This window comes from Butyrivibrio sp. FCS006, assembly GCF_000424525.1.
Lineage (GTDB): Bacteria > Bacillota > Clostridia > Lachnospirales > Lachnospiraceae > Butyrivibrio.
Genome location: NZ_KE384205.1, coordinates 480422 through 500048, shown reverse-complemented (window position 1 = coordinate 500048; position 19627 = coordinate 480422). Strand labels below are relative to the sequence as shown.

Here is a 19627-nt window from a genome sequence, read left to right as displayed (position 1 = left end):
ATCGCGAATCTAAATATTTAAGGAGATAATAATGGTAGTTTTAGATCAGATGAAGGTTGAGATCCAGAACCTTCAGGATACATTAAAAGAAGTAACGGCTTCACTGGACCTTGATACTAAGAAGAAGATCATCGAGGAGCTTTCCCGTGAGATGGAGGAGCCGGGCTTTTGGGACAACGCAGAGAAGGCCAACAAGAAGACAAAAGACCTAAAGAACATGCAGGACCTTGTTGAAAACATTGAGCACCTCAACACACAGTACGGCGATATCATCGATCTTATCGATATGCAGAACGCTGAGGGTGTAGATGATGAGGACATGGCTGCAGAGATAAGAGCTGAGCTTGATGACTTTGAGAAGACTCTTGAAGACATCCGTATCAGCAATCTTCTCAACGGACCTTATGATAAATATGACGTAATCCTGCGTCTCAACGCCGGAGCCGGCGGAACAGAGGCCTGCGACTGGGCAAGCATGCTCTATCGTATGTACACAAGATGGGCAGAGAGAAAGGGCTTTACCATTGAGACTCTCGACCTTCTTGACGGTGACGAGGCAGGAATCAAGTCAGTTACTTTCCAGATTTCAGGAACCAACGCTTACGGACTTCTTAAGTCAGAGCACGGTGTTCACAGACTTGTCCGTATCAGTCCTTTCAACGCACAGGCTAAGAGACAGACATCCTTCGTATCCTGCGATGTAATGCCTGATATCGAAGAAGACCTTGATATCGACATCAATCCTGATGATCTTCGTATCGATACATACAGATCAAGTGGTGCCGGCGGACAGCACATCAACAAGACATCATCTGCCGTACGTATCACACATATCCCTACAGGTGTTGTAGTTGCCTGCCAGAATGAGCGTTCACAGTTCCAGAACAAGGATAAGGCTATGCAGATGCTCAAGGCCAAGCTCTTTGTCATGAAGCAGGAAGAACAGGCAGCCAAGCTCGCCGGAATCCGTGGCGATGTCATGGACAATGCATGGGGCAGCCAGATCAGATCTTACGTACTTCAGCCATACACCATGGTTAACGATACACGTACAGGTTACAAGGCATCCAATGCCGACGGCGTACTTGACGGAGACCTTGATCAGTTCATAAATGCATATCTCAAGTGGCTTGCAACAGGTGGTAAGCCTGTTGGAGAGACAGAAGAAGCTTAATCGATTTAGACAAAATGCAGTCCGTAAGGGCTGCATTTTTTTATGACCTTTTTATTCACCTATGATTTATTTTTTGATACAATTACATTTAAGGAGTATCAATTATGAGAACAATTAAAGCCGCCAAAACGATAATGAGCCTTGTCAGCGACTTAAAGTCAATGAGCCGTGAAGAGAAGGCTGATTTCTACCAGTCCAAGTGCGACTACTATCAGGGTATAGTAGAGCTTGGTCTTGTTGTGTCTGCGGTTACAACTATTTTCTTTATCTATTCGGATTATATGATCAACGGATCAGCCCTTCCTACGCTGATTCCCAGACTTTCAATCCTTATTTATGTGGCAATATTCTTTTTGGTTACACATTACTTTCCAAACAATCACCGCGTAACTGTCATCATGGACTTTTTCCTTGGTCACGGTATGGTCATCGCAGCCAGCTGGACGGCGTATAACCTGATTGACAGGAGTAATTCCATCGAAGGAATCATCATAGTCAACCTGATCTGGCTTGTGGTGGGATTTGCTGCAACTACGCGCGATACCATCATCAACGGTATCATATTTATCATAGAGATTGTAATCACCAATACTTTCAACCACTACACGAACTATAGCCTTATCATGGCGCTGGAGATTCCAATTATTATCGGAATCATGTTCGTCCACTATGTAATGACCGCTTACTATCTGGATCACTACAGAGTAACTCAGAAGCTCGAGCTGGCCATGGTAACCGATCCTCTGACTCAGGTTTACAACAGGCATCTTTTGGAGAAGATCATCTCCGAGAACACTATAAATGATGTTAAGCCGGGAGAGCATATAGCTGTAGCTCTTATCGACATTGACGACTTTAAGAAAATCAACGATGAGAACGGCCACTACACCGGTGACCTTACTCTTTTATACATGGGACAGAAACTCTCCAAGGAGACCCATGATAACGACTATGTAATCCGCTACGGCGGCGAGGAATTCGTTCTCATTTTAAGAAACTGTGACGTCAACAATGCCTGCGCACGCATGGAGCAGTTCAGGCAGGACATTGCAAATGCAAAAGACACACCGGTACCATTTACAATTTCGGTAGGTGTGTCATGCTATACAGGTGATTATTCAAAGACTCTTCAGAACGTGGACAATGCTCTTTACAAGGCCAAGAATACCGGCAAGAACAAAGTCGTTGTCATGTAATGAAGTCGCATCAGTAGAGCGCAGTAACATCGGTTATTTCGCCGCTCTCCACCTTGAAGCTCCAAATGGAATGCCCCTGGAGCCTGTGCTCTGTTAAGAAGTACGTATCATCCACCTTGGAGATGTTATAGGGTGTGCCGCCGCCCACGAAGTACTGTGCGTAAATATCTTCATAATCCCCGCTTTTCAGCTTATTAAGGGATGAAGTGCGGATAAGTGTGGCGTAGTCCTGATTGCCCGTAATATCCGTGGAAACAGTGATATAAAACATATTGTCAATGGGAGTTATCTGTACCATTCCGGCAAGCTCGTCCGGGACCGGATAGCTCTTTTTTATATTTAAGGTCTTGAGGTCGCACTGAAGTATCTGTGGCGCAGCGCCTGTGGCTGATACTCCCGATACGAAGTAAATGTCGTCTCCGACGATGGTAAAAGACCTGACGTAGAGGCCGGAGAGTTGATCGATCTTTCGCACTTCAGTCAGATACATTCTGGTTGAATCCGGTGTATGCCTGAAACAGTAGAGCTCACCTGTGCTGGAACTCCATACATAGAAGGTGTCGGAAGTCTCGTCATAGACAGTAAAGTGAGGTCTGTTGCCAATTTCATAAAAGCTTTGAGTGTTGATGAATTTGTTATCTCTTTTCTCAAAGATCAGGACCCTGTTGTTCTCGGTGTCTTCCACCATGTAGACAACTCCGTCGCTGGCCATGGTGTGAGGCTGTGTTGCCTGATCACACATGATCTTCCACTCATTTAAAGGAACCCCAAGGCTATCGGTGTAGATGATCCGGTTGTGATAGCAGTCAACGATAAACCAAAGGTCATCAGTCTTGGTGACATAGGTAGGGACACTAAGAGCCGAGTCGTAGTTATTTATGACAGTATAAGAATCAAAGGCACTGTCAGGATCTTCGCCGGCTGCTGTCAGCTCTGATTCGCGGAGGTACTCTTTTCCGTCATAGGGAGCAGCCTTTTCGGGCGCAGAAGGCTCTTTTGCACATCCCGTAAGAACTGCGCACAGCAAAAGACCTGTCGCAACCAGGGGAGAAATTATATTTAATTGAAATGTCTTTTTCCTTGTAAGCATATGATTATTCTAGCACAACTAAAGTGCACAAAACATAACAAGTTCATGGTATGATTAATGTAGCGGGTATAGGTTGTTAGCCAAACAGGAGGGTGTATATGGTTACGATCAGTCTTTGCATGATAGTCAAAAACGAGGAGAGTTGTCTGGAGAAGTGCCTTAAGAGTTTGGAGGGCATTGTTGACGAGATGATCGTGGTGGACACAGGCTCTACGGACAGGACCAAGGACATTGCCAAAGCGTGCGGTGCCAAGGTGCTTGATTTTACCTGGACGGGGGACTTCAGTGATGCCAGGAACTTCGCCTTTGCTCAGGCAAACTGTGACTATATATACTCCGCAGATGCAGACGAGGAGCTGGATGAGGAAAACAGGCAGCGATTTATGGAATTGAAGGCCGATCTCTCCGAGCTTGATATAGATATCGTGCAGATGTACTACTGCAATCAGCTTCAGTACCGCACGGTTTACAACTTTGACAGAGAACTTCGCCCTAAGCTCTTTAAGAGAGTAAGGCATTTCGTTTGGGAAGATCCAATCCACGAGCAGGTGATCGTAGATCCCGTTATCTGCAACAGTGAGATTGAGATCATCCATCGTCCCAAGGAGAACCACGCAGGGCGCGACCTCGAGACCTTCAGACGCACCATCGCAGGCGGAAGACGCCTTTCTAAGAGACTCCACGGAATGTATGCAAGGGAGCTCTTTATGGCCGGAACCGACGAAGATTTCCTTAAGGCAAAAGAGTTTTTTACTGCGTCCGCGCTTGATACCACAAGAGGACTTGATGAGATCAAGGAAGCCAGCTGCGTCCTTGCCCACATCGCTGTTATCGAGGATGACCTGGCTGCGCTTCTTAAGTATACATTGAAGGACGCCATCACCGAGATGAGCAGCGAGATGTGCTACGAGCTCGGGGATTACTATTTTGGCAAAAAAGATATCGATGAAGCCATAGTCTGGTACTACAATGCAGCCTATGAATGCAGCAGCATTCTTGATATAAAAAAGAGCGGAAGTCTTCCACGTCTTGCGCTTGCAAAGTGCTACCACGAACTTGGGAACGAGGAGCAGGCAAGGGATTACGAGAGAGAAGCTTCTGAAGTTGAAGAAAACACTGATTGAGCCTATAATGATATTCGTATTATTATGTTTATCAGCGGAGGCATGTTATGCAGATTATAATTGTGGGCTGCGGAAACGTAGGACTTACACTTACACAGCAGCTTAGCAAGGAAGGCCACAACATCACTATCATTGAGGAAAAGAGTAGTGTTGTACAGGCAGTAGTAAACAACCTGGACGTCTTGGGTATCGTTGGAAATGGCGCCAGTTATTCCATAATGAAGGATGCGGGCATCGAGACAGCAGACCTTATGATCGCGGTTACAGATTCAGATGAGCTGAATCTTCTTTGTTGTCTTATAGCCAAGAAAGCCGGTAACTGCCATACTATTGCCAGAGTCCGCAATCCCGTCTATAACAACGAAATCAATTTCATCAAGGAGGAGCTTGGACTTTCCATGGTCATCAACCCTGAGGAAGCAGCAGCTTCTGAGGCAGGCAGACTCCTTAAACTTCCATCAGCAACTAAAATCGAGACCTTTGCCAGAGGTAGAGCAGAGCTTGTGCGCCTTGTGATCGACGAGAACTCAAGGCTCTGTGACATTGCGCTTAAAGATATACCGTCTGACCTTAAGAAACAGGTAATCATCGCTGTTGTTACCAGAGGCGGAGAAGTTCACATCCCTGATGGTAACTTCATCTTAAGAGCAGGAGATGAGATTACAATCTTCGGCTCCAGCAAGAATACCGTAAGCTTCTTTAAAAAGCTGGGTCTTCCTTCAGCCAAGGTACATTCAACCATCATCATCGGCGGTGGAGAGACAGCTTATTACCTTGCCATGCAGCTTATTGCACTCGGTATTAAGGTAACCATCTTCGACAAGGACCCTGTAAGATGTAAGGAACTGACGGATATTTTGCCTCAGGCGCTTATCATCAACGGAGACGGAACCGACAAGGATATGCTTCTTGAGGAAGGCGTAACAAGAACTGATTCCTTTGTATCCCTCACAAACCTTGATGAGGAGAACATCATGCTCTCTATGTATGTAAAGAGCATCAACCCCAAGGCCAAGCTCATTACCAAGGTTCACAGGGTTACCTACGGTGATATCATCGGTTCTCTTAATATCGGAAGTATCATTTATCCCAAGAACATCACAGCTGACAGGATTGTTCAGTTTGTTCGTGGTATGTCAGCATCCAAGGACAGCAACATTGAGACTCTTTACAAGCTCAATGACGACAAGGTTGAGGCCCTTGAGTTCATCGTAAGAAACGGAAGCCCAGTTATTGGCAAGCCACTTTCTCAGATGAAGATCAAGAAGGGCGTTCTTATCGCGTGCATCAACCATTACGGCGAGATCATTTCACCTTCCGGTGACAGCGTTATAAGGGACAGAGATTCTGTCATCGTTGTAACCACACTGGCAGGATTAAAAGATATAAGCGACATATTGGAGAATTGACATGAATTACTCGATGATCAGATTTGTGCTCTTTAGATTGTTCAGAGTCTTCGGAGCTCTTTTGGTACTGCCTTTTTTGGTGGCGCTGATTTATAAGGAATATGACAGCGCAGAGGCGTTTTTTGTGCTGATACTTATCAGCATTCTCATTGGATATTTAGGATCGTTCAAAAAGCCGGCAAATACAGTTATCTATGCTAAGGAGGGCTTTACCATTACAGCTCTTGCCTGGATAGTAGTGAGTATGCTTGGCGCCATCCCTTTTGTTGTAACTGGAACAATTCCCAACTATATTGATGCCTGCTTTGAGACAGTATCTGGTTTTACCACAACCGGAGGCAGTATCCTTACCTCTGTCGAGCAGATAGAGAAGAGCGTTCAGTTCTGGAGAACCTTCACTCACTGGATTGGCGGAATGGGTGTTCTTGTCTTCCTTCTTGCAGTTGTTCCCATGGCGGACGGCTACAGCATGCATCTTATGAGGGCAGAGAGCCCGGGACCTGTTGTAGGTAAGATCGTTCCCAAGGTAAAAGATACTGCGAAGATCCTCTATCTTATTTACTTTGGCATTACTGTGCTGGAGATTATATGTTTAAAGATTTCCGGTTTATCACTTTACGAGGCTGCAACCATCACCTTCTCTACTGTAGGTACCGGAGGATTTGCTGTAACAAATGCAGGAATCGGTGGTTATTCAACGGTTTCGCAGGCAGTGATCATCTTATTCATGGCTTTATGCGGAGTTAACTTTACTGTTTATTATTTCCTCATCAACAGAAAGCCCAAGGAGGCTTTTGCCATAGATGAGGTCAAGTACTACTTCGGAACCATGGCTGTGGCAGCATGTCTTATATCCATTAACATCTACAGGGCAGGAGTTTTGGATTCAGCAGGAATGTGTTTCCACCACGCACTGTTTGCAGTTACATCAATCATGACTACTACAGGATTCGGAACTTTGGACTTTGATAAATGGCCGGAGTTTTCAAGAGTTCTTTTGATGGGACTGGCTCTTGTCGGTGCCTGTGCAGGATCTACCGGCGGCGGATTTAAGTTCTCAAGAGCCCTGATTGTCATCAGAAATGCGAGAAATGAGCTGAACTTCCTGGTACACCCCAAGGCAGTAAAGAGGGTGTTCATGGACGGTCATGCTGTTGAAGGAACCACAGTTAAATCTGTTTCAGCTTATTTAGGTCTGTATGTTATCACTTTGGTGGTTTCTATTTTCCTTGTTTCGCTTGATAACTTTGATTACCAGACAACTGTTACATCGGTAATTGCTACACTGAATAACATTGGTCCCGGACTCGGTATGATTGGACCTATGGGTAACTATTCTGAGTTCTCATATTTCTCCAAAATCGTGCTAATGTTCGATATGTTGGCGGGTCGTCTGGAATTGCTCCCGTTCTTCATAATCATGAAACCGAAAACATGGAGACGGTAACAAATATAAAAATTCTATAAACTATTTTTATAAAAGCCATTGCTAATTGTGTCCAAATTGTGATAAACTTATAAAAGTTTTTGAGATTAGAACGTTTAAGTAATGGAGAGAGTCTTATGAATAAGACAAGGAAAGCGGCTATTGCAGTCCTTGTCATGTTCCTTATCGGATGTATAGCTTTTGCAGGTTTTGCTGTTTATGCTGATAAACAGACCAGTACAAACAAAGACGGAGATTGCTATAACGCAGTTACAGAAGCGATTCTCGGACTGGCTGGCATTGACCTTGATAAAGAGGCCGGTGATGTCTTGGGCGACAAGAGATTATCGCAGAAGCTTATAGTTACTACAGATAACGGCGCTGTTATCTCCAGTGGAACAGTGACAAAGATTCAGGATGATTTTTATCCCGATAGCTATAAAATAACATTTTCAAAGAAAGCCATTCTGACATCCAGAGCAGTTGTGGAAGTTACCATGGATATTAAGAAGGGCGAAGAAGTATATATCCTGATCGGTGACAAGGATTCAGGCTACACAGAATATGCCTGTGTAACAGCCAAGGAAGACAACCTGGTTACCTTCGATACCAACATTCTTCAGGATTACACACTTAGTAAGACAGACATTAAGAGTGCTCAGGAAGCCATGGCTGATATCTTTTCTTCAGATACAGGCGCTTCAGACAGCTCAAATAATTGATTCATTAATTTGTTATAAGTCCTCTTGGTTGCATAATGCAGCTGGGGGGATTTATTTTTTGCTTTTACAGCCCCGCGCGCTGATAATTGTAGTTCAAAAAGATACCGGAGCCAAGGGCTGCCCGGGCGCTTGAAATGCAGCGCCCAGCGTACTGTCCCTTGGCTCCGGTATCTTTTTGAACATTACGGTCACTAAGCGGGGCTGGTTAAAAGGGGATTGTGGCAAGGTAGATTCTGTGGCAAAAAGGCAGGATATTGGCTCCAGAACATGAGAAAACAAGCCAAAGGGGATTGTGGCAAGCCGGAATCTGTGGCAGGAAGGTAGGATATTGGCTCCGGGACATGAGAAAAGCAAGCACAAGGAGTTATTCCAAGCCAGAATCTGTGGCAGAACGGTAGGATATCGTCTCTGGGACATGAGAAAACAAGCAAAAGGGGATTGTGGCAAGCCGGAATCTGTGGCAGGAAGGCAGGATATTGGCTCCAGGACATGAAAAAAGCAAGCATGGAACACTGAATATCGAATTCATTACTGCTTGTTGAAGATTTTTAATCTAGGACAGTAGTGCCTCATGGACATTTCAGCTCAACCTTACGGTATATATGAAGATTTTGCTTTAGGACAGTAGTGCCTCATGGACATTTCAGCCCATCATTACGGTATATATGAAGATTTTGCTCTAGGACAGTAGTGCCTCATGGACATTTCAGCTCAACCTTACGGTATATATGAAGATTTTGCTTTAGGACAGTAGTGCCTCATGGACATTTCAGCCCATCATTACGGTATATATGAAGATTTTGCTCTAGGACAGTAGTGCCTCATGGACATTTCAGCTCAACCTTACGGTATATATGAAGATTTTGCTTTAGGACAGTAGTGCCTCATGGACATTTCAGCCCATCATTACGGTATATATGAAGATTTTGCTCTAGGACAGTAGTGCCTCATGGACATTTCAGCTCAACCTTACGGTATATATGAAGTTTTTGCTTTGGGACAGTAGTGCGTCATGGATCTTTCCGTTTTTCATTACGGTATATATTGAGTTTTTACACAGGGACAGTAGTCCACCATGGATCACCCCGTTTTTCATTACGGTATATATTGAGTTTTTGCTCAGGGACAGTAGCCCTCCGCGAATCGCCCAAATTCCCTTACGGTATTTTTGCAATTTCCCTCTCAGGACAGTAAACTTCCCATTCATCCACGCTATTGGCTCGCCATACCCTTCGCAAACACTTGCACAAGGGGCTCTCCCTGCCTAGGCGCGCATCCTTTCCGGTGGTCACCTTCTGCCGGCCCCCTTAGTGACCTAAACGCATGAAATGCCAAAACGTCAAGAATGGGCGATCTTTGCCCACTTGCTTTGTTCTTGACGTTTTGGCATTTCATGCTACAATCCCCGAAAGCAGGGGGCGGCAGAAGATGTATCAACCGTACATCAAACATCTAAGTACATAAATCAGGAAAATATGCACAGGATAAAATGCATAGAACAAGTACTTCAGCTTCCCAATCTTTCTGCCTCTCTTATGGTTGTAGCAATAAAGAAGCACAAAAGAAGGAAGAGCATAGTACTCGGTACCAAGGAAGCTCAGTTCCAAATATCCCGCTACTAAATTGAGTGGGGACTGGTATCTGAGCAAGTAGAAAATAAAGATAAGCCCAACGCCGAAGCCATGATAATCGGAGTGAATACGTTCTGCAACAAGTATTCCGAGTCCGCAGGAAAGTCCGGCTAAAGTGTAAGAGACCCAGAGCGGAACAGGAAACTTTTCTCTAAGCTTGTCAATAAAGAAATCAGCAGCCCAGATAACAAGCAGTCCGATAAGGAGCGTGAAATACACATTGCACCTATCCCAGATATGATCAAGGTTGGCGCTAAGGCACTCAAAGAAATTGATGTTAAAGACTTCTTTCTTCGCAAAGAAGGTTACATCAAAAAACGGTTCTGAAATTAGGCCAAAAAGTAACAGGCTAAGAGCATATCTTAGCCTGCTTTTTGTATGAATGAATCCTTCCACGATCAAAAAGCAGAATATCGGAAAAGCATTTCTGCCGATAGCACGAAGGATATCGTATATAAGCTTGATCTTCTCAAAAGGAATATCATCAGGATAAAGACCGGCTTTCACAACCGGAAGCATTATACCTGCTGTTAAGTGGTCCAGAAGCATAACAAGACATGCAATCACTTTAAGAGTGTTACTGTTTATTCTCTTCATGCCATCTGAAATACCACGCATAACTGCTCCTAAATGATTTACTCGAAGATGACTTTGTCCCAGGTGTCGTCAGGAACAAGAGCGATGTAAGTCTTACCTGTGTTGATCTGAAGCTCTTCACCGTTTTCATCGTAGAACTTGGTTACACCGGTCTCACTGGTCTTAGCCCATGTGCAATCCTTAGCTACACCGTTTGTGAGATACCATGCATACTCTCCTGAGCCGATGCAGTTGTAGATAAGATATCCGTTCTCATCGAGCTGAGCGAATGAGCATTTCTGAAGGATTACGTTCTTGAAAGTAAGTGGCTGCTCATTGGCTGCATCAAAGTACTGATCACCGTACTCGTAGTACTCGTAAAGACCTGTCTCTGCATTGTATACAAGCTTGGATGAGTTGTGTGTGAAAGGAAGAATAACACCGTTTGCTGTGTATGATCTGTCATACTTCTCATCGAGCTTGATCTCTTTGCCGTACTCAACGAAATTGAAGTGGCTTCCCTCGTTTGCATACTGGTTGTAAGTTGCTGAGATGCCGAATCTCTCGATATCTGACTCAAGGTCACCGTTTAAGATGTACTCGGTAAACTCTCTTGACTTACCGTTGTCTACTCTTGAGAAGTAACCTGAGATGTGATCCTTAGCCCAGTCCTTAGCAAAGTAAGCATCGTTGTGGTAAGGGCCTCCGTCGTGGCAGAGGATTGCGTTCCACTCAGAAGCAAGAAGGATATTGGTAGGTCTTGTGCTTCGGATACTTCCAAGCTGGTCGATTGATCCCCAGTCCTTAACAACGCACATAAGTCTTGTGATTCTGTCATTCTTGGTGCTGTTCATGAGCTCATAAACAACATCAGCTTTTGTTGTGTCAAAGTGAGGAAGAGCAGTGATCTCGTTGTCGACCATGGCTGCGATAGGACGCTGGTCATTGATATCCTCGCTGATAGGCTCACCTGTGAGCTCTGAGAAATACATTCCTTCAGGAAGTACGTAAGGCTCGTCGGTATCTACAGGTGCTTCCTCCTCTACAGAGGTCTCCTCGGTAGCAGTATCTGTTATCTGTTCAAAAGAAACTCCGCTGCTTGACTCACTGTCATCGCCACCTTCAGGTGTTGATCCGCAGGCTGCTAAAGTCACGAGCATTGCTGCACTGAGAATAGTTGCAATAGCTCTTTTGCCATATGTTCTAAACATTTTCATAATCTCCTTATTTAAATTGAAAATAATCAATCCTTTATATTCTACCAAAAGCGCAGGGGTTTTTCCATGCCTTTTACATTAAAGTTTCATGGTATAATAAAGAAGAATAGCAAGACTATAATGATTTTAGGAGGCAGTGCTTATGAAACTGATGTTTATTGGTGCTGACCATGAAGTTACCGGAAGCTGTCATTTTATCGAGGCTGCAGGCAAGAACATCTTAGTTGATTACGGAATGGAGCAGGGCAGGAATTACTTTGAAAACGTGCCACTGCCTGTATCTGCGCCGGAAATTGATTACGTGTTCCTGACACATGCTCATGTGGATCACTCAGGAAATCTCCCACTCCTATATGCAAAGGGCTTTAGAGGCAAGATCTTTTCAACAGAAGCCACAGCTGAGTTGTGCAACATAATGCTCAGAGACTGCGCCCATATTCAGATGCAGGAGGCAGAGTGGAGAAATCGTAAGGGAAAAAGAACTAAGGAAATCGATATAATTGAGCCCACCTATACCATGGAAGATGCAGAGAACACTATCAGGTGCTTTGTTCCCTGTAGTTATGGTACAGAGATTAACGTTTGTGAGGGCATTAAGATAAGGTTTACCGACATCGGTCACCTTCTTGGTTCCTCCAGTATCGAAGTCTGGCTTCAGGAAAAGAATGTGGAGAAGAAGCTTGTCTTTTCCGGAGATATAGGAAACAAGAACCAGCCGCTTATCAAGGACCCTCAGATGACGGAAGAGGCCGACTACGTCGTTATGGAATCCACCTACGGCGACAGGCTCCATCCCGGCGAGAGACCCGATTATGTAAAAGAGCTGGCGGCTATCCTGGACAGAACCTTTGCCCGGGGAGGAAATGTTGTAATCCCTTCCTTTGCAATTGGCAGAACCCAGGAAGTACTGTATTTTATAAGACTTATCAAGAGGGGACAGCTGGTCACCTCGAAACCTGATTTCAAAGTATTTGTTGATAGCCCTCTTGCAGTTGAGGCCACAGAGATCTTTGAGAGAAATCAGTATGATTGTTACGATGATGAGGCGCTTGAACTCATCAGGAAACATATAAATCCGATAACCTTCCCGGGACTTAATCTGTCCATCACAACAGAGGAGTCCAGGGCCATCAATGAGGACCCGGAGCCCAAGGTCATCATCTCTGCAGCCGGAATGTGCGATGCAGGCAGAATCAGACATCACCTTAAGCACAACCTCTGGAGAGAAGAGAGTACCATTTTATTTGTAGGCTATCAGTCCGTTGGAACCACTGGACGCGCCATCATAGACGGTGCAGAGCAGGTCAAGCTCTTTGGCGAGACAATTGATGTCAAGGCAGAAATAGCCAAGCTTGAAGGCCTCTCAGGCCACGCCGATCACAACGGCCTTATTGAGTGGATAGAAGGCTTTAAAAAGAGACCTAAGAAGGTATTTGTCGTACACGGCGAAGACAGCGTATGCACATCCTTTGCAAAGTGCCTTGAAAACGAGCACGGATTCGATGCTTACGCGCCTTACAGCGGAACAGAATTCGACATAATCTCCGGACAGATAATGAAGGAAGGCATTCCTGTTCCGGTCAAGAAGAAAGAATCTACCCTTGTTTCCGACGTCTATGCCCGTCTCAAAGCCGCAGGGGCAAGGCTTATGGGCATCATAGCCAAGGCAGAGGGAATGACAAACAAGGACAAGGCGAAATTCGCAGATCAGATAAATTCACTTTGCGACAAGTGGAGCAAATAAAGGGAGGAGTAACTATGGCAAGAGCGGATGAGATTTTCATCGACATGTGCAGGGATATCCTGGACAATGGCACCTCAACCGAGGGGGAGAAGGTAAGACCACACTGGCCGGACGGAACACCGGCATACACTATCAAGAAATTCGGTGTTGTAAACAGATATGACCTTTCCAAAGAGTTTCCGATCATGACTCTGAGAAAGACAGCTCTTAAGAGTGCAACTGACGAGGTTTTGTGGATCTACCAGCAAAAGAGCAACAACATCCATGACCTCAACAGCCACATTTGGGACGAGTGGGCTGATGAGACCGGATCCATCGGAAAGGCCTACGGCTATCAGATCGGTCAAAAGAGTATCTACAAAGAGGGAGAGTTCGACCAGATGGACAGGGTTATCTATGACCTCAAGAACAATCCTTTTTCAAGACGTATCATGACCAATACATATGTCTTTTCCGACCTTCACGAGATGCATCTCTACCCCTGTGCTTACAGCGTGACCTACAATGTAACTCAGAAGAAGGGCGAGGATAAGCTCACACTTAATGCAATCTTGAACCAGAGATCACAGGACGTTCTTGCAGCCAACAACTGGAACGTTGTTCAGTATGCTGTTCTGGTGCATATGATCGCTCAGGTATGCGACATGAACGTAGGCGAGCTGGTGCATGTAATCGCCGATGCGCACATCTATGACAGACATGTTCCGCTCATCAAGGAACTCATTGAGAGAAAGCCTCTTCCGGCGCCCAAGTTCCATCTCAATCCGGACATCAAGGACTTCTACAAGTTCACCAGAAACGATGTTTCACTTGAGGGCTATGAGGTTTCAGGTGAGCAGTTAAAAGACATACCGATCGCCATATAATTACGGAGGACATATAAATGCAGGCAATTGTAGCAGTGGACAGCAACTGGGCCATTGGAAATAAGGGACAGCTCCTGGTGAGCATCCCTGCGGATCAGAAGGACAACTTCAGGGCAAGGACCCTTGATAAGACCATAATCTACGGAAGGAAGACTCTTGAGACCTTTCCCCAGAAGATAGTTCTTCCAAAGAGAAGAAACATCATCCTCTCAACCAAACCCGACTACGAGGTGAGGAACGCAGAGGTTGCACATAACAGAGAAGAGCTCCTTGAACTTATTAAGGATGAGGATCCGGATGATGTATTTATCATCGGCGGAGCCAGTGTTTATAAGGAGTTTCTTGATGACTGTGACAAGTGCATCGTAACCTTCATCGACAAGGAATATGAAGCAGATGCTTATTTCCCTAACCTGGACAAGATGCCGGAATGGGAGCTTACAGAAGAGAGCGATGAACAGGTTTATTTTGACTTAACATACACATACAGGATTTATACAAGAAAATGACTAGAAAAAAGGCTTTAGTACTTATCAACAAGACTGCCGGAATGGGCAGAGCAGGTAACGATACCTTCGACATAGTGAAAAAACTTGCGGAGAACGGATATGAGCCGCTGGTTTATCCAATAATTCCGGGGACAGAACTGTCCTCGGAAATTCTTCTTTCGCAATATGACGGAAAGATTGATATGGTTTTGTGCAGTGGCGGAGACGGTACTCTTAATCACGTCATGAGCGCCATTATGGACATGGACCAAAAGCCGGTCCTTGCCTATGTGCCTGCGGGAAGTACCAATGATTTCGCCAAGGGTCTCGGTATTCCTGCTCAGCGTTCCAAGGCTATAGATATCGCTGTTTTGGGAAAAGAGTATACGTATGACGTTGGAAGGATCGGAGAGCGCTACTTTAATTACGTGGCTGCCTTCGGTGCTTTTTCCAAAGTGAGCTATGCTACGGATCAGGAGCTTAAGAACGTTCTTGGATATGCAGCCTATGTCATCAGCGCAATTGCGGAGCTTCCGCAGAACATCGGCTACAGCACTCATATGAAGGTAGAGGCTGAGGGTATAAGCGAAGAGGGCGATTATCTTTTTGGTGCCATGAGTAATTCGGCTTCAGTGGGTGGAATGAATCTGTTCGGTGATTCGGATATCCATCAGGACGATGGTAAGATGGAGCTCATGCTTATCAGATCTCCCAAGAATCTAGCAGAATTCAATGCAATTCTGACGGCTCTTGCCACCAGAGAAGAAGGTAACCCATACATCACCTTTAAGCAGGTAAGGTGGGCTAACTTCTATTCTGAGGATGAGGTGGAATGGACTCTCGATGGTGAGTTTGGCGGTGCTTATAAAGAAAGCAGAATTGAAGTTGTCAATAAAGCCATAACCATCAGAGTTAAATAACTGCGCTAACAATTATTGCTGCTAAAATGGAAATTCCATAGCAGGTGTTTATTATGATGAAATTCTTTATGGATGTTATAAAGGTCTTTTCCTTGATCTGTGCATCCCTAAAGGTGTGAATGTTCTTCATTACAAGTGGGAGCGACAGGAAGTAGATCAGGGCAACAGGATGCAGGAATCTGCATATCACCATAAGCGCAACTGATGCATAGGTTCCGTAGTAGAGAAGTGCATAGAGGCGCACAGCCCACTTTCTTCCTATGTAGTATGCAAGAGTAAGTCTTCCTACCGCAGTATCCTTCTCAATATCGCAGGTGTTGTTGGCCAGCATGATGTTGGCTGTGGTAAAGGTTGTAACCAGCGAAAACAGGAAGAAGGAAATAAAAGGCATTACATTTATAGAAAGGTTGATTGTCTCAAATGAAAGGCTAAGGGCCAGATAGTGAGACGGATTGTTTATATACATCATAAGAAAAGGAATAAACATTCCGTATGCAACGCCTGAGATAACCTCTCCGAGTGGAATTCTGGAGATGGGTATCGGGCCAAAGGTATAAAAGATTCCGAGAAGGAAACATAATCCGCCAAGAAGCAGAACGATGATACCGGTATTAAATGCAAGGTACAGACCAAGAACAGTACTGATACCGAGCATTACCATAATGGAAATAAACGCGCTCTTTCTTGGAATAGGAAGCATCTCGGGATAATCCTTGCTGTCAATGTAGTTATTGATGGCAGTAGTTGTCAGATCAAATAAGAACATGGCGATAAAGAAAATAGCCATGAGCTTAGTATTTATCGGCTGTTTCTCATATATCATAAAAAGCATTGTGTTAATATATGCGAACAGACTGGTTATCTTTGTGGTTATCTCCACGTACTTCAAAAATTTTTTAATCATTAGTATCTCCTCAAAGTCAGATGTTTACTGACGTTTTAATAAAAACGTTTTTACGTAAATTAGATTTTGCAAAATAAATTGCGATTAAATATTGTCGTACACAATTAATTATGCTATCATATCGATACTCATTAAGCAATATTTCATTTGGATGTATTAAAGGAAGGATAGTTATGACTAAGATTGTTGTAATCGGTGCCGGCTACGCAGGCGTGCTGGCTACCAAGAAACTCGAAAAAAAACTTCGTAAAAAGAAATTACTGGACTCCTGTGAGATAACCATTATTGATAAGCATCCTTATCACACCATGCTCACAGAGCTCCATGAAGTAGCTGCTTGCCGTGTCGGCGAAGAGAGCATCAAGATGAACCTCAAGCAGATATTTGATGGCAGAAAGGTCAACGTTGTTCTTGATACAGTTACAGGAGTTGATTTTGAGAATACTACCGTTAAGGGTAAGAATGCTGAGTACAGCTATGATTACCTTGTTGTGGCAGCAGGTTCCAAGCCAACATACTTTGGCGTTGAGGGAGCTGAGAAATACAGCTACAAGCTCTGGTCCTATGACGATGCAGTCAAGCTTCGCGACAGGATCCATGACTGCTTCAGAATGGCTGCAGATGAGACAGATCCTGCAAGGAAGAAAGAACTCCTTAGCTTCTACGTTGTAGGCGCAGGCTTTACCGGCGTAGAGATGGTTGGTGAGCTGGCAGAGTACACACCAATTCTTTGCAAGAGATTTGGCATCGACAGAGAAGATGTAACCATCGTTGATGTAGACGGACTTTCACGTCCTGTTCCGATCCTGCCTGAGAAGCTTTCCAATAAAGTAGACAAGAGACTTCGCAAGATGGGCGTTGACGTTGTCATGAACGCACAGGTAGTCGGAGTTGGCGAGAACTTTATCAAGCTCAAGAAGGGCGACGATATAACTGAGCATGTAGCAGGAACAGTTATCTGGACTGCAGGAATCGAGAGCTCAGAGATAACAGCTTCTATTGCTAAGGAAGTAAAGAGCGGCGGAAGAGGCCGTATCGAAGTTGATGAGTATCTCAGAAGCGTTGACCATGAGAATGTTTATGTGATTGGTGACAACATGCTCTACACAGCTCCCGGCGAGGAGAGACCTGTTCCTCAGATGGTTGAGAACGCTGAGCATTCAGCTGCAGCTGTAGCTAAGAACATCATGGTTGCCATTACCGGAGAGGGAGAAAGAGAGAGCTATGCTCCCAAGTTCCACGGCGTAATGGTATGTGTGGGCGGTCGCTACGGTGTTGCACGAGGCGGAATGGCCAAGCACCAGATCAACTTCGCATCTTTCTTTGCAATGTTTGCTAAGCACTTCATCAACATAATCTACTTCATTCAGGTTATGGGATGGACCAAGGTATTCAGTTACCTTACACATGAATTCTTTACTATAAGAAATAACAGAAGTTTCCTTGGCGGACACTTCTCCAACAAGACACCGAGCTTCATGATGGTACCTTTAAGAGTATGGCTCGGAGCTGTATGGGTATTTGAAGGCGTTATGAAGATCGTTGAAGGGTGGCTCCAAAAGCCAATGCTCGAGGGCTTCTTTGGCGGTGCAAATTCATGGTTTGATTCACTTCTTGGAAGGATCGATCCCGCAGCTGTTGATGCAGTTTCATCCGCAACCACAGAGGTGGCAGACGCTGTTGCATCAGCTTCAACCGAGGTCGCTGCAGCTGTTAATACCGGAACAGTTATTTTTGACTGGAACCTTGGACTCTTTGAGATGATCTTTGTATCAGGCACAGAGCTTGCCAAGTCAACCATTTCAGATTTTGCATTCAAGCTTCAGGTTCCTTTTGTTGACTGGATCGTAGAGAATATGGTCCTTTCAAGTGATGCTATGACAATGTTCATGCAGGGCTTTATTGTTGTTCTGCAGATTCTTATCGGCCTTGGACTTATGGGAGGATGCTTCACATTCCTTTCAGCAGCAGTTTCACTGGTACTCCAGGCTATGTTTGTAACTACAACAGGTCTTTACCTCAATACCTTCTGGATGATCTTCGCAGGTCTGGCAGTAATGTTTAACGGCGGTCATTCAATCGGAATTGACTACTATCTCATGCCATGGCTAAAGAGCAAGTGGAAGAAGGTTAATTGGGCAAGAAAGTGGTATTTATACAATGACTGATCTTTACATGGATTATGATAAAGCCTTTGATATGGTCCGGGAAGAAGCATCCGGAATCATTAAAAGAGCTCCCGGACTTATTAGGGGCTATACCTCTTATCTTACAGAGGCTCAGGGCAAAATGATGAGGGCAGCAGCTACACTTGCCTGCTCTATGAAGGAAGAAGAGCAGGTTCCAAAGGATGCGGTGATCTTTGCATCTGCAGTGGAAACCCTTCATCTGGCAACACTTATTCATGACGACATCATGGATGATGCAGATCTTCGAAGAGGTCTTGTAACCCTTCAGAAGAAGTCAGGGAAAAGAACTGCTGTCATCTGCGGCGATTATCTTCTTGCCGCTGCCATGAGACAGCTCTCAAGGGCTGAAGAGAGAGACAGATACAAAAAGTTTGATTTCTCCAAATATGTTGAGAGAGTTGCCTTGGGAGAACTTAGGCAAAACATCAACAACAGAAATTACAGGCTGGATGTTTTTAGATATCTGGCGATCATAGACGGCAAGACAGCTGCGCTGTTCGAAGGCGCATATCACGCAGGAGCTCTTGCAGGTGATGAGGATGAGGAGCGCATTAAGCTCTTCAGAAAACTGGGACGTTATACAGGAATCATCTTCCAGCTCACCGATGACTGTCTTGATTATGAAGTCTCAGAGAATAAGGCAGGTAAGCCTGTTCAGTCAGACTTCGAAAACGGCGTTATGACAATGCCATTTCTTCACGCCCTCGCTCAGGATCCTTCTCTCGTGTCAGAAGCCGAGAGTGGGAATCTGTCTAAGGAAAGAGTAATAGAGGAAGTGGCAAGACATCAAGGAGTAAGCTTCACCCACCAAATGGCAAAGAGCTATTACGACAGGTGCTGCGATATCCTTGATGAGCTTGCACTTACGGGCAAGAGAAAAGAAGTCCTCACAGGCATCTTGGAGAGAGCCTACAGAGGTCTTAACTGATATTTTGGCTAAATAGCCTTAAT

General features: G+C 44.8%; 17 protein-coding genes. 13 read left to right on the top strand and 4 right to left on the bottom strand.

Annotation, left to right across the window (positions count from 1 at the left end):
* Positions 1–31: 31 nt before the first annotated feature.
* Together prfB and G633_RS19605 are read left to right on the top strand one after the other, a co-directional pair.
* Entirely contained in the window at positions 32–1174 is a 1143-nt protein-coding gene (gene prfB / locus G633_RS0116680; RefSeq protein ID WP_022766830.1) for a peptide chain release factor 2, read from the top strand.
* A 104-nt stretch (positions 1175–1278) separates the two neighbouring features.
* A complete protein-coding gene (locus G633_RS19605) occupies positions 1279–2370 on the top strand; it encodes a GGDEF domain-containing protein (protein WP_051200329.1) in 1092 nt (363 codons plus the stop codon).
* A 10-nt stretch (positions 2371–2380) separates the two neighbouring features.
* Here the strand turns inward: G633_RS19605 and G633_RS0116670 are convergent, their stop codons facing one another.
* Positions 2381–3460: a hypothetical protein gene (locus tag G633_RS0116670; RefSeq protein ID WP_026520603.1), complete on the bottom strand. Its 1080-nt coding sequence runs from the start codon at positions 3458–3460 to the stop codon at positions 2381–2383.
* Positions 3461–3558: 98 nt separating this feature from the next.
* Between G633_RS0116670 and G633_RS0116665 the strand changes: the two genes are divergently transcribed.
* From G633_RS0116665 to G633_RS20030, 5 genes are all read left to right on the top strand, one after another.
* A complete protein-coding gene (locus tag G633_RS0116665; RefSeq protein ID WP_026520602.1) occupies positions 3559–4584 on the top strand; it encodes a tetratricopeptide repeat-containing glycosyltransferase family 2 protein in 1026 nt (341 codons plus the stop codon).
* A gap of 47 nt (positions 4585–4631) precedes the next feature.
* Entirely contained in the window at positions 4632–5993 is a 1362-nt protein-coding gene (gene trkA / locus G633_RS0116660) for a Trk system potassium transporter TrkA (protein WP_026520601.1), read from the top strand.
* A 1-nt stretch (position 5994) separates the two neighbouring features.
* On the top strand, positions 5995–7440 hold the full coding sequence (locus G633_RS0116655) for a TrkH family potassium uptake protein (RefSeq protein WP_026520600.1): 1446 nt from the start codon (positions 5995–5997) through the stop codon (positions 7438–7440).
* Between the two features lie 116 nt (positions 7441–7556).
* Positions 7557–8141, top strand: a complete 585-nt coding sequence (locus G633_RS0116650; protein WP_026520599.1) for a hypothetical protein — start codon at positions 7557–7559, stop codon at positions 8139–8141.
* 292 nt (positions 8142–8433) lie between these two features.
* A complete protein-coding gene (locus G633_RS20030) occupies positions 8434–8634 on the top strand; it encodes a hypothetical protein (protein WP_155834987.1) in 201 nt (66 codons plus the stop codon).
* Between the two features lie 940 nt (positions 8635–9574).
* Here the strand turns inward: G633_RS20030 and G633_RS0116635 are convergent.
* Both G633_RS0116635 and G633_RS0116630 read right to left on the bottom strand, forming a co-directional pair.
* Positions 9575–10390 (bottom strand): TraX family protein, encoded by an 816-nt coding sequence (locus tag G633_RS0116635; protein WP_026520597.1) that lies wholly within the window; start codon positions 10388–10390, stop codon positions 9575–9577.
* A gap of 17 nt (positions 10391–10407) precedes the next feature.
* The gene (locus G633_RS0116630) at positions 10408–11559 is read right to left on the bottom strand and encodes a DUF3048 domain-containing protein (protein ID WP_051200327.1); all 1152 of its coding nucleotides are present in this window, start codon (positions 11557–11559) and stop codon (positions 10408–10410) included.
* A gap of 148 nt (positions 11560–11707) precedes the next feature.
* Here G633_RS0116630 and G633_RS0116625 point away from each other — a divergent pair, with 148 nt between their 5' ends.
* Genes G633_RS0116625 through G633_RS0116610 form a run of 4 tightly spaced genes read left to right on the top strand, consistent with a single transcriptional unit; the run spans position 11708 to position 15583 of the window.
* Positions 11708–13309 carry an MBL fold metallo-hydrolase RNA specificity domain-containing protein gene (locus tag G633_RS0116625; RefSeq protein WP_022768713.1) on the top strand — a complete coding sequence of 534 codons (1602 nt, stop codon included), beginning with the start codon at positions 11708–11710 and terminating at the stop codon, positions 13307–13309.
* A 14-nt stretch (positions 13310–13323) separates the two neighbouring features.
* Positions 13324–14175, top strand: coding sequence for a thymidylate synthase (gene thyA / locus G633_RS0116620; RefSeq protein WP_022768712.1), 852 nt, complete (start codon positions 13324–13326; stop codon positions 14173–14175).
* A gap of 17 nt (positions 14176–14192) precedes the next feature.
* Positions 14193–14684 carry a dihydrofolate reductase gene (locus G633_RS0116615; RefSeq protein WP_022768710.1) on the top strand — a complete coding sequence of 164 codons (492 nt, stop codon included), beginning with the start codon at positions 14193–14195 and terminating at the stop codon, positions 14682–14684.
* Positions 14681–15583 (top strand): diacylglycerol/lipid kinase family protein, encoded by a 903-nt coding sequence (locus G633_RS0116610; RefSeq protein ID WP_026520595.1) that lies wholly within the window; start codon positions 14681–14683, stop codon positions 15581–15583. The genes G633_RS0116615 and G633_RS0116610 overlap by 4 nt, the downstream gene beginning before the upstream one ends.
* Here the strand turns inward: G633_RS0116610 and G633_RS0116605 are convergent.
* The gene (locus G633_RS0116605; RefSeq protein WP_022768708.1) at positions 15576–16487 is read right to left on the bottom strand and encodes a UbiA family prenyltransferase; all 912 of its coding nucleotides are present in this window, start codon (positions 16485–16487) and stop codon (positions 15576–15578) included. The genes G633_RS0116610 and G633_RS0116605 overlap by 8 nt on opposite strands.
* Positions 16488–16660: 173 nt before the next feature.
* Here G633_RS0116605 and G633_RS0116600 point away from each other — a divergent pair, with 173 nt between their 5' ends.
* Positions 16661–18655 carry an FAD-dependent oxidoreductase gene (locus G633_RS0116600; RefSeq protein ID WP_026520594.1) on the top strand — a complete coding sequence of 665 codons (1995 nt, stop codon included), beginning with the start codon at positions 16661–16663 and terminating at the stop codon, positions 18653–18655.
* Positions 18648–19604, top strand: coding sequence for a polyprenyl synthetase family protein (locus tag G633_RS0116595; RefSeq protein WP_022768705.1), 957 nt, complete (start codon positions 18648–18650; stop codon positions 19602–19604). The genes G633_RS0116600 and G633_RS0116595 overlap by 8 nt, the downstream gene beginning before the upstream one ends.
* The last annotated feature ends 23 nt before the right edge of the window (positions 19605–19627 follow it).

Excerpts from the sequence above, each read along its gene's own strand:
- prfB (WP_022766830.1), top strand. The coding sequence starts at position 32 with ATGGTAGTTTTAGATCAGATGAAGGTTGAGATCCAGAACCTTCAGGAT.
- G633_RS0116670 (WP_026520603.1), bottom strand. The coding sequence starts at position 3,460 with ATGCTTACAAGGAAAAAGACATTTCAATTAAATATAATTTCTCCCCTG.
- G633_RS0116635 (WP_026520597.1), bottom strand. The coding sequence starts at position 10,390 with ATGCGTGGTATTTCAGATGGCATGAAGAGAATAAACAGTAACACTCTT.
- G633_RS0116655 (WP_026520600.1), top strand. The coding sequence starts at position 5,995 with ATGAATTACTCGATGATCAGATTTGTGCTCTTTAGATTGTTCAGAGTC.
- G633_RS0116630 (WP_051200327.1), bottom strand. The coding sequence starts at position 11,559 with ATGTTTAGAACATATGGCAAAAGAGCTATTGCAACTATTCTCAGTGCA.
- G633_RS0116665 (WP_026520602.1), top strand. The coding sequence starts at position 3,559 with ATGGTTACGATCAGTCTTTGCATGATAGTCAAAAACGAGGAGAGTTGT.
- G633_RS0116650 (WP_026520599.1), top strand. The coding sequence starts at position 7,557 with ATGAATAAGACAAGGAAAGCGGCTATTGCAGTCCTTGTCATGTTCCTT.
- G633_RS19605 (WP_051200329.1), top strand. The coding sequence starts at position 1,279 with ATGAGAACAATTAAAGCCGCCAAAACGATAATGAGCCTTGTCAGCGAC.
- trkA (WP_026520601.1), top strand. The coding sequence starts at position 4,632 with ATGCAGATTATAATTGTGGGCTGCGGAAACGTAGGACTTACACTTACA.
- G633_RS0116625 (WP_022768713.1), top strand. The coding sequence starts at position 11,708 with ATGAAACTGATGTTTATTGGTGCTGACCATGAAGTTACCGGAAGCTGT.
- G633_RS0116605 (WP_022768708.1), bottom strand. The coding sequence starts at position 16,487 with ATGATTAAAAAATTTTTGAAGTACGTGGAGATAACCACAAAGATAACC.
- thyA (WP_022768712.1), top strand. The coding sequence starts at position 13,324 with ATGGCAAGAGCGGATGAGATTTTCATCGACATGTGCAGGGATATCCTG.
- G633_RS0116595 (WP_022768705.1), top strand. The coding sequence starts at position 18,648 with ATGACTGATCTTTACATGGATTATGATAAAGCCTTTGATATGGTCCGG.
- G633_RS0116610 (WP_026520595.1), top strand. The coding sequence starts at position 14,681 with ATGACTAGAAAAAAGGCTTTAGTACTTATCAACAAGACTGCCGGAATG.
- G633_RS0116600 (WP_026520594.1), top strand. The coding sequence starts at position 16,661 with ATGACTAAGATTGTTGTAATCGGTGCCGGCTACGCAGGCGTGCTGGCT.
- G633_RS0116615 (WP_022768710.1), top strand. The coding sequence starts at position 14,193 with ATGCAGGCAATTGTAGCAGTGGACAGCAACTGGGCCATTGGAAATAAG.